Annotated in this window: 10 protein-coding genes and 2 riboswitches; of the genes, 9 read left to right on the plus strand and 1 reads right to left on the minus strand. The window is 67.0% G+C overall.

The window, feature by feature from the left end:
* Window positions 1-89: 89 nt before the first annotated feature.
* Window positions 90-977: an alpha/beta hydrolase gene (locus tag VEC01_RS07685; protein WP_324900219.1), complete on the minus strand. Its 888-nt coding sequence runs from the start codon at window positions 975-977 to the stop codon at window positions 90-92.
* A gap of 108 nt (window positions 978-1,085) precedes the next feature.
* Window positions 1,086-1,328: riboswitch (cobalamin riboswitch) on the plus strand.
* 105 nt (window positions 1,329-1,433) lie between these two features.
* Between VEC01_RS07685 and cobT the strand changes: the two genes are divergently transcribed.
* The 9 genes from cobT to cbiB all read left to right on the plus strand — a co-directional run.
* Window positions 1,434-2,468 carry a nicotinate-nucleotide--dimethylbenzimidazole phosphoribosyltransferase gene (gene cobT / locus VEC01_RS07690; protein WP_324900220.1) on the plus strand — a complete coding sequence of 345 codons (1,035 nt, stop codon included), beginning with the start codon at window positions 1,434-1,436 and terminating at the stop codon, window positions 2,466-2,468.
* 3 nt (window positions 2,469-2,471) lie between these two features.
* On the plus strand, window positions 2,472-3,236 hold the full coding sequence (locus VEC01_RS07695; RefSeq protein WP_324900221.1) for an adenosylcobinamide-GDP ribazoletransferase: 765 nt from the start codon (window positions 2,472-2,474) through the stop codon (window positions 3,234-3,236).
* Window position 3,237: 1 nt separating this feature from the next.
* Window positions 3,238-3,792, plus strand: coding sequence for a histidine phosphatase family protein (locus tag VEC01_RS07700; RefSeq protein WP_324900222.1), 555 nt, complete (start codon window positions 3,238-3,240; stop codon window positions 3,790-3,792).
* Between the two features lie 58 nt (window positions 3,793-3,850).
* Window positions 3,851-4,088: riboswitch (cobalamin riboswitch) on the plus strand.
* A gap of 141 nt (window positions 4,089-4,229) precedes the next feature.
* Complete coding sequence (locus tag VEC01_RS07705; protein ID WP_324900223.1) at window positions 4,230-6,104, plus strand: TonB-dependent receptor domain-containing protein; 1,875 nt, start codon at window positions 4,230-4,232, stop codon at window positions 6,102-6,104.
* An 18-nt stretch (window positions 6,105-6,122) separates the two neighbouring features.
* Window positions 6,123-7,163: an iron ABC transporter permease gene (locus VEC01_RS07710; protein WP_324900224.1), complete on the plus strand. Its 1,041-nt coding sequence runs from the start codon at window positions 6,123-6,125 to the stop codon at window positions 7,161-7,163.
* A gap of 4 nt (window positions 7,164-7,167) precedes the next feature.
* Window positions 7,168-7,944 carry an ABC transporter ATP-binding protein gene (locus VEC01_RS07715; RefSeq protein WP_324900225.1) on the plus strand — a complete coding sequence of 259 codons (777 nt, stop codon included), beginning with the start codon at window positions 7,168-7,170 and terminating at the stop codon, window positions 7,942-7,944.
* The gene (gene cobO / locus VEC01_RS07720) at window positions 7,937-8,542 is read left to right on the plus strand and encodes a cob(I)yrinic acid a,c-diamide adenosyltransferase (RefSeq protein WP_324900226.1); all 606 of its coding nucleotides are present in this window, start codon (window positions 7,937-7,939) and stop codon (window positions 8,540-8,542) included. Before VEC01_RS07715 ends, cobO begins: the two co-directional genes overlap by 8 nt.
* A 4-nt stretch (window positions 8,543-8,546) precedes the next feature.
* The gene (gene cobU, locus VEC01_RS07725; RefSeq protein ID WP_324900227.1) at window positions 8,547-9,104 is read left to right on the plus strand and encodes a bifunctional adenosylcobinamide kinase/adenosylcobinamide-phosphate guanylyltransferase; all 558 of its coding nucleotides are present in this window, start codon (window positions 8,547-8,549) and stop codon (window positions 9,102-9,104) included.
* Window positions 9,098-10,027: adenosylcobinamide-phosphate synthase CbiB (cbiB, locus tag VEC01_RS07730; protein ID WP_324900228.1), on the plus strand; the 930-nt coding region annotated here is incomplete at its 3' end. The genes cobU and cbiB, both read left to right, overlap by 7 nt.

Below are 10,027 nucleotides of genomic sequence, written 5' to 3' on the forward strand. Positions count from 1 at the left end.
ATACGCGTCGTCCGGGCGCCGGCCAATGGCCGTATTTACCCATATCAGCAGGATTATCAGCTACGGTTTTCTTCCGCGCAACTTGGACGTCATGCCGACGCGATCTTGTGTTGCGCGGCGCCCTTGCCGGCGCCGGTCAGCAGCTGCACGCTGGCGTCGTGCAGCGGATGGCCGGGGGTCGCGAATGCATCGCAGATCGTGAGGTGGTTGGCCTCCGGGAGCGGCACCTCGCCGGCGTGGTTGTTTTGCCAACGTTGCGCCAGGAGTCGCGTCTGGCGCTTGAATTCCTCCGATTCCAGCCCGCCGCACGCAGTCAGGAACGGTGCCGCATGGGCTTGCGGCATGCCTGCCGGCGACAGGGAGGCCACGTTCTCCGCATCCAGCTTCAGGTCGACATTGACGAATTCCGCATGGCGAACCGGCTCCAGATCGTAGAGGCCGGACAGCAGGACGCCGGCCTTGACCAGGTCGTGCGGCAGGTCCGCGCCGAACACAGGCCAGACCGCCGCCATCATCATCGCTGCCAGGTGTGCGCCGGCGGAATGGCCGGCGACCATGATCCGGCCGGGATCGAAATCATATTGTTCGGCATTGCGGTAGAGCCAGGCGAGCGCGCGCAGCTGTTGCAGCACGATGTCGGCAATCGAGGCTTGCGGCGCGAGCGTGTAGTTGGTCAGCGCGACATTGAAGCCGGCTTGCACGAAGGCCGGCGCGATGAAGGAGAAGTCCGACTTGTCGAGCGAACGCCACCAGCCGCCGTGGATGAAGACGAGCAGCGGTGCGCCGCTGGCGCGGGCCGGGAAGAAATCCAGCCGTTCGCCGCTGGCCTCGCCGTACGCCAGGTCGAACAGCGCCGCATGGGTGCGCCGCACCTGGGCGGAATCCTTGAGCCAGCGGGTAAAGATGTAGGGATGATCGGGGATCATCGCGCGTGCGTTGTATTGCTGGTTGTAGTAATCGGCTTGCTGTTTTGTCATGATTCTGCCCGGGAAGTGATTGCCGCACAGTTTACTGGTATTGGCCTCAAACAAGAGGGACTTTCTTGCACCGGTCCGTTGCAGAATTGACTCGGCACCGGCGCGCGCATACACTGCGTGCGTTCTGGTGCCCGCGCGCATGTTCTTGCGCGCAGTTAAACGGGAAACACGGGGCTCGACGACATCGAGCCAACGTGTGCTGCCCCCGCAACGGTAAGCAAGCGTCGTCATTGCAAAATGGCGGCAGCCGGTTTCAACGCCACTGTGCACAGGGTGATCGCGCCCGAGGCATGGGAAGGCAAGCCGGCCATGCCTGTCAGCCCGGATACCGGCCGGAATGGTTCCCGACTGTACGCAGTTCGGAGGACGGAATGGTTGCGGACGGGGTCTGCCGCAACGCCGGTCAATCGCTTCTCGTTTTCAAAAGGAACACACGCGACCACGCGTGGCACGCATATGCTTATCCCTGTCATCCCATCGATACACGACCCGCTGCTGGCCGACGCCCTCGACGCCGCGATCAACAACAAGACCAAGCCGCTCGGCAGCCTCGGCCTGCTGGAGGCACTGGCAAAACAGATCGGCCTGATCCAGAAGAGCGCGCAGCCTTCGGTGAAGGCGCCGGCCATCCTGGTGTTCGCCGGCGACCACGGCATCACCGCGGAAAACGTGTCGCCTTTTCCGCAAAGCGTGACCTGGCAGATGGTCGAGAATTTCCTCGCCGAAGGCGCGGCGATCAATGTATTCGCACGCCAGAACGCCTGCGCGCTGCATGTGGTCGATGCCGGCGTCAACCATGACTTCGGCCCGCGCGCGATGCTGATCGACCGCAAGGTCGCGCATGGGACGCGCAACTTCGCGCGCGAGCCGGCGATGCGCGCCGACCAGTGCGCGGCAGCGATGCAGCACGGCGCGGAACTGGTCGCCGGACTGCAGGGCAATGTGGTGGGCTTTGGTGAAATGGGCATCGGCAATACCAGTGCCGCGGCGGCGCTGATGCACAAGCTGACCGGCCTGCCGGTGGCGGATTGCGTGGGGGCGGGCGCCGGGCTGTCGGATGCCGGCGTCGCGCACAAGCGGCAGGTGATTGAGCAGGCGGTGCGGCTGCACGCGGCTGCCCGCGAACCGCTGGAGGTGCTGGCGGCGTTCGGCGGCTTCGAAATCGCGATGATGGCCGGCGCCATGCTGGCCGCCGCAGAGCGCCGCATGGTGCTGCTGATCGACGGTTTCATCGTCACCAGCGCGCTGCTGGTGGCCGCGCGCCTGCAGCCGGCGATCCTCGACTACTGCGTCTTCGCGCACTGCTCCAACGAGCGCGGCCACCGGCACATGCTCGAGCAGCTGCGTGGCAAGCCCCTGCTGCAACTCGGCATGCGCCTGGGCGAGGGCAGCGCCTGCGCGCTCGCGCTGCCGCTGGTGCACGCGGCGGTGAACTTCCTGTGCGAGATGGCGACCTTCGAGTCGGCGCAGGTCAGCGGCAGGGACAAGTAGTCCATGCACCAGCTGCGGCTGTTCTTCATCGCGCTGCAATTCTTCACGCGCCTGCCGATCCCGCGTTGGGTCGGCTTCGATCCCGACTGGCTGCACCAGTCGAGCCGCTACTTCCCGGCGGTCGGCATCGTGGTCGGCGCAGTGGCGGCAGCAGTATATGCAATCGCTGCTCTGTGCTGGCCGCCGCTGGTCGCCGTGCTGCTGTCGACCAGCGCCGGCATCTGGCTGACCGGCGCATTCCACGAGGATGGTTTCGCGGATGCCTGCGATGGCCTGGGCGGAGGCATGACCAGGCAGCGGGTGCTGGAGATCATGACCGATTCGCGCATCGGCGCCTATGGCGCGATCGGCATCGGCCTGCTGCTCGCGCTGAAATGCGCGGCACTGGCGTCCATGCCGGTGCGCAGCGTGCTCGCTGCGCTGCTGCTTGCGCATCCGCTGTCGAGGCTGGCCGCGACGGCGCTGATCTGGCGACTCGATTACGCCAAGTCCGAAGGCAAGTCCAAGCCGCTCGCGCAGCGCATGTCGGGTGCCGAGTTCGCAGTCGCTACCCTGAGCGTGCTGTTTGTGGTTGCCGGCGCCGCCATTGCCGGCTGGCTTTCCTGGCAAGCCATCACCGCCGGCGTCGCGGCGGTCGCGCTGCTCGCATGGTGGCTGGCGCGCAAGTTCGTCCTGCGCATCGGCGGCTATACCGGCGATTGCCTAGGCGCGGTCCAGCAGGTGACGGAAGCCGGCTTCTACCTCGCCGTATTGGCGGTCGCGCGCTGACATGCGGCTCTATCTCGTGCGGCATGCGCGGCCCGCGGTGGCAGACGGTGTCTGCTATGGCAGCAGCGACCTGCCGGTGCCCGAGCAGGAGCAGCGGCAGGCGCTGGCTCAGCTCGCCGCTGCGCTGCCCAAAGGCATCCCCCTGTTTTCCAGCCCGCTGCAACGCTGCCTGGCGCTGGCGGCGGCGCTCGCGCCGGCATTGCGGACCTTCGCGCCCATCGTCGATCCGCGTCTCGCGGAAATGCATTTCGGCGCCTGGGAGTTGCGTGCCTGGGAGACGGTGCCGCGGGCGGAGATCGATGCCTGGGCTGCGGACCTTGTGCATTACCGGCCGGGCGGCGGGGAAAACGTGCTGGAGGTGGCGCAGCGCGTGCAAGCCTTTCTCGATGCGCTGAGGCGGCGGCAGGAAGATGCCGCAATCGTAGTCTGCCATGCCGGCACCATACGCATGCTGCTGGCCTGCCTGCAGGCGGCCTCCGTCGAGCAAGCCGCACAGGCGGCAGCGGCGGGGGCGCATCGCATCGCGTATGGCGGATTGACCACAGTCGATTGCTAATCGGATAACAAAACCCGGGCGCGGATCACGGCATTGTTGTCGCCCTGTCTTGCTAGCTTTAAAATAGTCGGGTTTTGGTGCCCGCGCGCATGTTCATGCGCGCAGTTAAACGGGAAACACGAGACTCGACGAGTTAACGTGTGCTGCCCCCGCAACGGTAAGCAAGCGTCGCCTGGCATGTGTTCATCGCATTCCCTGTCGACAGACGATCCTTCGAAACCACTGTGCAGTCTGCATGGGAAGGTTGGACGTCTCGCCTTGCCAGCCCGGATACCGGCCAGAACAGGTGGAAGTGTGCGGACGGGGATCTTCGCGACGCGAAATATGGCCCGCCATCATGGCGAGCTCCGTTTTCTGATCGTCAACGTCTGTCCGTGACTTCTGTTCATCCAGCCTGCGGGGAAGCAGGCCGGTTGCTTATTCTCTGGATTTTCGTCATGACATCACCCGTTTCAAGGCGCGTGCAGGCGGCAGGCAAGCCGCTTGCGCTCGCTGTTGCCGTTTCCGCCGCATTCTCCGCCGCACCTTCCGTTTTCGCCGAGGAAAAGAAGCTCGACACCCTCGTGGTCACCGCGACCCGCACGCCGCAGATCGCCAGGGAAGTCCTTGCCGACAACGTCGTCATCGGCGCCGACGAACTCGCGCGCTCCGGCGGCACCTCGCTTGCCGACGTGCTGCAGCGCCAGCGCGGCATCGAAATCACCCGCAACGGCGGCCCCGGCACGCAGTCCGGCGTGTTCATCCGCGGCACCGACAACAAGCAGAACATCGTGCTGGTCGACGGCGTGCGCGTCGGTTCGGCCACCTCGGGCGGCGCCAGCTGGAATGCAATTCCGCTGTCGCAGATCGACCGCGTGGAGATCGTGTACGGGCCGCTGTCGACGATGTACGGCGCCGACGCGGTGGGTGGTGTGATCCAGATTTTCACCAAGCAGGGCGACGGCACGCCGGCACCCTCGGTGTCGGCTGGTATCGGCACCTATGCGACGCGCACCGTGGAAGCCGGCGTCTCGGGCTCGAGCGAGCAATTCCGTTACGCGATCCGCGCTGCCCACGAGCGCTCCGAAGGTTTCTCGGCGACCAAGCCGACTGCCAGCCGCTTCACCTACAACCCGGACAAGGACGGCTACAACCAGACCAGCGCCAGCGGCCAGTTCAGCTACCGCTTTGCGAAAGGCCATGAAGCGGGCGTCACTTTCCTGCATAACCTGCTCAAGAGCCAGTTCGACTCCGGGCCGGCGATGGACGACCGCACCCGCTATACCGTCGGCACCTATAGCGCCTTCCTGAAAAACCAGCTGATGCCGGACTGGGCCAGCCAGGTGCAGGTGTCGCGCGCGGCGGACCACAGCACCAGCGATGCGTCGTTCGGGCGAACCGTGTACGACACGAACCAGGACACCGTCAGCTGGCAGAACAACTTCACCGTGCGCAAGACCGATGTGTTCCAGGTCATCGCGGAACACCGTCGGGAGGAAGTCGATTCGACCGAAGCCGCGGTCGCGCGCTCGCGCACCACCAACTCCATCGGCGCCGCCTACCAGCTGCGCGAAGGCGCGCATCTCGCCGCGGTCAGCGTGCGCAATGACGACAATTCGCAATTCGGTTCGCGCACCACCGGCAACGCCTCCTACGGATATCGCATCAGCAACGCGCTGCGCGCCAGTGCCAGCATCGGCACCAGCTTCCGCGCGCCGACCTTCAACGAACTGTATTTCCCGCAATTCGGCATCGCCTCCAACCGCCCGGAAAAGGGCAGGAATGCGGAAATCGGCTTGTACTACGACGACGGCAAGTCCCAGTACAGCGCGGTGTACTACCGCAACCGATTGACCGACCTGCTGGTCAATACCAGCGTGTGCCCGGTCGAGCAGGCCACGCATGCGTTCGGCTGCGCGTACAACGTGAACAAGGCCTTGCTGACCGGCCTGTCGCTTGGCGCCAGCACCACCGCCGGCAACTTCACCCTGCGCGGCACGCTCGATCTGCAGGATCCGAAGGATGAAACCACCGGCCGCCAGCTGCAGCGCCGCGCGCGCAAGCACGGCACGGTGGCGCTGGATTACAGCGCCGGTGCGGCGACGACCGGGGCGGAGCTGGTGTTTTCCGGCTATCGCTACGACGACACGAACAACCGGTTCCGGCTCGGCGGCTATGGCGTGCTGAACCTGTACGCCAACTATGAGTTCGCGAAGAACTGGACCGCGTTCGGGCGCTGGAACAACGTGTTCGACAAGGAATACGAGCTGGCGCGCACCTACAACACCGCCGGCTCGAACCTCTTCGTCGGCGTGCGTTACGCAATGAAGTAAGAAGGACAGGGAGACACTGTGCACGCACCCGCCATCGGCTTGCCCGCATTGCGCGAGCGCCGCCGCGCCTTCACCGTCCTGGCGGTGCTGGGCGCGCTCGCCTGCGCCAGCATCCTGCTGGCCTGCGGGGTCGGCTCGGTGTCCCTGTCCGTACCGGAACTGTTTGCAGCGCTCGGCGAGATCGTGCGCGGCGAGCCGTCCACGCTGGCGGCAACCCTGCTGCAACTGCGCCTCGGGCGTGCGCTGTCGGCCTTCGTGACCGGCGCAACGCTTTCGCTGGCGGGCGTGATGATGCAGGCGCTGCTGCGCAATCCGCTGGCCGACCCCTATGTGCTCGGCGTGTCCGGCGGCGCCGCAGTCGGCGCGCTGACCGCGATGCTGTTTTTTACGTCGGCATTGCTGGTCGATATCGCCGCCTTCGGCGGCGCGGTCGCGGTGGCTTTTCTGTTGTTCGCACTGGCCTGGCGCGACCTGCGCGGCGGCGTGAATGCGGACGGCAATGCAACCATGCTGCTTCTGACCGGCGTGATCGTCGCCGCCGGCTGCGGCGCGCTGGTGACGCTGATGCTCTCGATCGCGCCGGACAACCGCCTGCGCGGCATGGTGTTCTGGCTGATCGGCGACCTTTCAGCTACGCAACTGCGGTGGCTGCCATGGGCGATCTGGCTGCTGGCGCTGGCCTTCGCGATCCGCGTGGCGCGTGCGGTGAACCTGATGGCCTTGCATGCGGAAGCCGCGTCCACGCTCGGCATTCGGGTCGGCAGGCTGCGCCAGGGGCTGTTTCTCTGTTCCGCGCTGCTGACTGCAAGCGCCGTCAGCAGCGCCGGCAGCATCGGCTTCGTCGGCCTGATCGTGCCGCACGCCTGCCGCTTCGCCTGGGGCCCGGATCACCGCCTGCTGCTGCCGGCGGCATCGCTTGCCGGTGGCAGCTTCCTGGTGCTTGCCGACACCCTCGCACGCACCCTGGTCGCGCCGCAGCAGCTGCCCGTCGGCGTGATCACCGCGCTGATCGGCGTGCCGGTGTTCCTGCTGCAGTTGCATCACATTCAAAGGAAGTAAGGCAATGCAGACGCACGACTTGTCCTTGCGCATCGGCGGCCGCCAGCTGGTGAGCGGCTTGCACTGGAACATAGGCGCGGGCGAGTGCTGGTGCGTGATCGGCCGCAACGGCGCCGGCAAGAGCACGCTGCTGCGCGCGCTGGCCGGCCTGCGGCAGCCGGACGGCGGCAGCATCCGGGTCGAAGGCAAGCCGTTGCCCGAGTGGCAGTTGCACGCACTCGCGCGCAAGCGCGCCTACCTGCCGCAGGGGCGCAACGACGCGTTCGGCTACCGTGCGATCGACACCGTGCTGGCGGCGCGCCACCCCTACCAGGACGACCGTTACTGGGACGCCGAAGCGGATTTCCTGGCCGCCGGCGCAGCGCTGCGCGCGCTCGACGTCGGCCACCTTGCGCAGCGCGACGTGCGCACCCTGTCCGGCGGCGAGCGCCAGCGCGTGGCGATCGCCGCGGTGCTGGCGCAGGACACGCCGCTGTTGCTGCTGGACGAGCCGGCCAGCGCGCTCGACCTCGCGCACCAGGTCAGCGTGATGGAACTGCTCGCGCGCCTGTGCCGGAAGGATGGCAAGTCAGCAGTACTGGTCAGCCATGACCTGAACCTCGCGCACGGCGCGGCGACCCATGCGCTGCTGCTGATGGGCGACGGCCAGTGGCTGGCAGGACCGGTCGGGGAAGTCATGACGGCGCCGCTGCTGAGCCGCTGCCTCGGCTATCCCATCGAAACGGTGCGGCACGGCAAGCGCACCATCTTTATTCCCGTGGAAGAGGACAGCCATGACTGAAGAGCTCAACGAACGCCACCGCGCGCGTATGCAGCGCAAGAAGGAAGTGGTCGACAAGAAGATCGAAGCCGCCAGGCGCGATGCCGGCGTGCTGCTGGTCAACACCGGCAATGGCAAGGGCAAGAGTTCGAGCGCCTTCGGCATGGCAATCCGCGCGCTCGGCCACGGCATGAAAGTCGGCGTGGTGCAATTCATCAAGGGCGCCAAGTCCACCGGCGAAGAACTATTCCTGCAGCGTTTTCCTGACGAGCTCCGCTTTTACGCGATGGGCGAGGGCTATACCTGGGAAACCCAGGACCGCGAGCGCGACATCGCCTGCGCCGAGCGCGCCTGGGCGCGCGCGAAGGAATTCCTGACCGATCCGGCGATCGGCTTCGTGGTGCTCGACGAACTCAATATCGCGCTGAAATACCGTTACCTCGATGTCCAGCGCGTGATCGAGGACCTGCGCGCCCGCCCGGTGATGCAGCATGTGGTGGTCACCGGGCGCGCGGCGCCGCCGGAGCTCATCGCGGTAGCGGACACGGTCACCGAAATGCAGCCGGTCAAGCATGCGTTTGCGGCGGGCATTGCCGCCCAGCCCGGCGTGGAGTGGTGACGCGATGACACGCACTTTCGTGTTCGGCGGCGCCCGTTCCGGCAAGAGCGCGCACGCGGAAGCGCTGGCGGCGGCAAGCGGGCGCGAGGTGGTCTACCTTGCGACCGCGCAGGCGGGGGATGCGGAAATGGCGAACCGTATCGCGCATCACCGGGAGCGGCGCGACGGCAGCTGGACCACGGTGGAGGAACCGCTCGCGCTGGGCGCAGCGCTGGCGCAATGGACGGCACCCGGACGCGTGGTGCTGGTCGATTGCCTGACCGTGTGGCTGTCGAACCTGCTGTTTTGCGAGCGGCGCGAGTATCCGGAGATCGGCCGCATCGAGCCGCCCGCGCGCGTCGCGCGGGAGCGCGCGCAATTTCTTTCCGCGCTGGAGCAGGCGCGCGGCGACGTCATCCTCGTGTCCAACGAAGTGGGCATGGGCATCGTGCCGCAGGGCGCGGTTTCGCGCTGGTTCGTGGACGAGGCGGGCCGCCTGAACCAGGCGGTCGCCGCGCGCTGCGAGCGAGCAGTGTGGGTGGCGGCGGGCTTGCCGCTGGTGCTGAAGGAACAGGCATGCTGAGTGGGCTCGACCTGAAAGCCGTGGCACTGCTGATGGCGCTCGGCGTTGCCGTCGACTGGCTGCTCGGCGAAGTGCGGCGCTGGCATCCGCTGGTGGGTTTCGGCCGCTGGGCCGCCGCAGTCGAGCGCAGGCTGAACCGCGGCGGCCTGCGCCGCGCGAAAGGGATCGCGGCATGGATCGTCGTCGTGCTGCCGCCGGTGGCGCTGGCGGCATGGGCTGTGTCCGCCGTCGACGCTTCCTTCGCGGCCGCCGCGGCACTTCACGTCATGTTGCTGTACTTCAGCCTCGGCCTGCGCAGCCTGCGCGACCACCTGCTGCCGATCGCGGCTGCGCTCGGCGCGGGAGACATCGGCGCCGCTCGGGCGCTCACTTCGCGCATCGTATCGCGCGATACCGCTGGCGCCGGCGAGCCCGACCTGGCGAAGGCGGCGGTGGAATCGCTGCTGGAGAACGGCAATGACGCGGTATTCGGCACGCTGTTCTGGTTCCTGGTCGCCGGCGGGCCCGGCGCGTTGCTGTTCCGTCTTGCCAATACCCTGGACGCGATGTGGGGTTACCGCAATGCGCGTTTTCTCGCATTCGGCTGGATGGCGGCGCGCACCGATGACCTGCTGAACTGGCTGCCGGCGCGCCTGACGGCGCTCGGCTACAGCCTGCTCGGCGATACCCGCTGTGCGGCGCAGTGCTGGAAGACGCAGGCGCCGGCATGGAGCAGCCCGAATGCGGGACCGGTGATGGCGGCCGGCGCGGGCGCGCTGCGTCTGTCGCTCGGCGGCTCTGCGCAGTACGACGGCGTGGTCGAACAGCGCCCCGCGCTTGGCAGCGGCCGCGCGGCGAGCGCTGCCGATATCCGGCGCGCGTGGCGCCTCGTCGCGGGGACCTGCGCACTGTGGCTGGCCGTCGTGGCGGCATGCGCATTCATC

It is taken from the genome of Noviherbaspirillum sp. (assembly GCF_035627455.1).
In the GTDB taxonomy this organism is placed as follows: Bacteria; Pseudomonadota; Gammaproteobacteria; order Burkholderiales; family Burkholderiaceae_D; genus Noviherbaspirillum.

Bases quoted from the DNA above. Each gene is read 5' to 3' on its own strand.
- cobU (WP_324900227.1), top strand. From the start codon at position 8,547: ATGACACGCACTTTCGTGTTCGGCGGCGCCCGTTCCGGCAAGAGCGCG.
- VEC01_RS07700 (WP_324900222.1), top strand. From the start codon at position 3,238: ATGCGGCTCTATCTCGTGCGGCATGCGCGGCCCGCGGTGGCAGACGGT.
- VEC01_RS07685 (WP_324900219.1), bottom strand. From the start codon at position 977: ATGACAAAACAGCAAGCCGATTACTACAACCAGCAATACAACGCACGC.
- cobO (WP_324900226.1), top strand. From the start codon at position 7,937: ATGACTGAAGAGCTCAACGAACGCCACCGCGCGCGTATGCAGCGCAAG.
- VEC01_RS07705 (WP_324900223.1), top strand. From the start codon at position 4,230: ATGACATCACCCGTTTCAAGGCGCGTGCAGGCGGCAGGCAAGCCGCTT.
- VEC01_RS07715 (WP_324900225.1), top strand. From the start codon at position 7,168: ATGCAGACGCACGACTTGTCCTTGCGCATCGGCGGCCGCCAGCTGGTG.
- cobT (WP_324900220.1), top strand. From the start codon at position 1,434: ATGCTTATCCCTGTCATCCCATCGATACACGACCCGCTGCTGGCCGAC.
- VEC01_RS07695 (WP_324900221.1), top strand. From the start codon at position 2,472: ATGCACCAGCTGCGGCTGTTCTTCATCGCGCTGCAATTCTTCACGCGC.